The 1,825-nt window shown below is 32.4% G+C and carries 2 protein-coding genes; both read right to left on the reverse strand.

Annotated elements, in window-relative coordinates; all coding sequences use genetic code 11:
• Nucleotides 1-232 precede the first annotated feature (232 nt).
• Nucleotides 233-811: a non-canonical purine NTP diphosphatase gene (locus tag ABWO04_RS11600; protein ID WP_353079846.1), complete on the reverse strand. Its 579-nt coding sequence runs from the start codon at nt 809-811 to the stop codon at nt 233-235.
• A 107-nt stretch (nt 812-918) separates the two neighbouring features.
• On the reverse strand, nt 919-1,825 hold a 907-nt coding region (locus tag ABWO04_RS11605), incomplete at its 5' end, for a quinone-dependent dihydroorotate dehydrogenase (RefSeq protein WP_353079847.1).

A 1,825-nucleotide genomic window follows, 5' to 3' on the forward strand; every position in this document is an offset into this window, starting at 1 on the left:
CAATAATAGTGGTATGGCCTTCTCCTGTACTTCCGACGGGGTCTCGAATCCTAAATCACGTATTGCTTTTAACAACGATTCGTTTAACCCTAATTGCTCAAATTTATTCATTATATATTTTTAAATTGGGTGCAAAGGTAGGATTAAAAAACGGATTAAACTAATTTGTTTTTAATTGATTTTCAGAAAGTTACGTTTTTAAGTCAGGGATTGAAAGGCGTAAATTGGGAGATCAACTTAAATTAGATAAGAAATTAATTAATTTTTGCACCGCAATTCCTCTGTGGCTGATAACCGATTTTTGTTCCATAGTCATTTCTGCGAAAGTAGTTGAAAAACCTTCAGGTTGAAAAATAGGATCGTATCCAAAGCCTTGATTTCCTAACTTTTCCAAAGTAATTTCACCTTTTACAATACCTTCAAACAAATGTTGCTCTCCATAAATATTTAAAGCAATAATGGTTTTAAACTGTGCTTTTCTATTAGTTTTAGATGCTAATTTCTGTAAAACCAAATCCATATTGTCTTCTGCATTTTTTTGTTCACCTGCATAACGCGCTGAATATACACCTGGTTCGTTATTTAAACTTTCAATTTCCAAACCTGTATCATCAGCAAAACAAGGTATACCGAAATTTTCAGTAACATAATTGGCTTTCAAAATCGCATTACCTTCAATGGTTTCAGCCGTTTCCGGAATATCCACAAAACATCCTATATCTTCTAAGGATACAATTTGAAATTGCGCACCGACTTGTTGCTGAATTTCAGCAATTTTGTTTTTATTGTTGGATGCGAAGACTAATTTCATGTTGATGGTAAAATTCAATGGCAATAGCAAAATTCAAATAATCAGAATTTCAAATTGTCATTTTAGTTAAGTTTATAAATTGTTATTGATTTTTGTAATTGCTATTGTTATTGAAGCAACTTCTTATTAATGTCTTTTATCAACTGCGGTCCTTCGTAAATAAAACCCGTATATAATTGGACTAAGCTTGCACCAGCGTTTAATTTTTCGATAGCATCATCCGCAGTATGAACACCTCCTACTCCCATAATTGGGAAAGATTTATTGCTTTTTTCTGATAAGAATTTGATGACTTCGGTTGAACGTTTTGTTAATGGTTTCCCAGATAATCCGCCCATTTCCTCTTTATTTTCAGATGTTAATCCATCACGAGAAATAGTGGTATTTGTTGCTATTACTCCTGCGATTTTGGTTTCGTTTACAATATCAATAATATCTAATAATTGTTCGTTGGTTAAATCGGGTGCGATTTTTAAAAGAATTGGTTTCCCATTCGACAAGCTAAGGAAAACAGCCTTTTGATCATTCAAATCTTGTAAGGTTTGTAATAATTTTGTCAATGGTTCTTTTTCTTGTAATTCTCTTAAATTTGGTGTGTTTGGCGAACTTACGTTGACTACAAAATAATCTACATAATCATATAAAGCTTCGAAACAAATTTCGTAATCTTTTGTTGCGTCTTCGTTTGGTGTGATTTTATTTTTTCCAATATTACCACCAATTAAAACACCTTTATTTTTCTTTAGTCTTAAAATCGCTGCTTCTACTCCACCATTATTAAATCCCATTCGGTTAATAATTGCTGAATCTGATTTCAACCGAAATAATCTTTTCTTAGGATTTCCGTCTTGTGGTTTTGGCGTTAGCGTTCCAATTTCAATAAAACCAAATCCGAAATCTGACAATTCATTGAATAGTTTCGCATCTTTATCAAATCCTGCAGCTAATCCGACTGGGTTTTTAAATTTCAATCCGAAAACTTCTCTTTCTAATCGTTTGTCTTCTACAACATAA

This window comes from Flavobacterium sp. (assembly GCF_040382755.1).
Lineage (GTDB): Bacteria > Bacteroidota > Bacteroidia > Flavobacteriales > Flavobacteriaceae > Flavobacterium.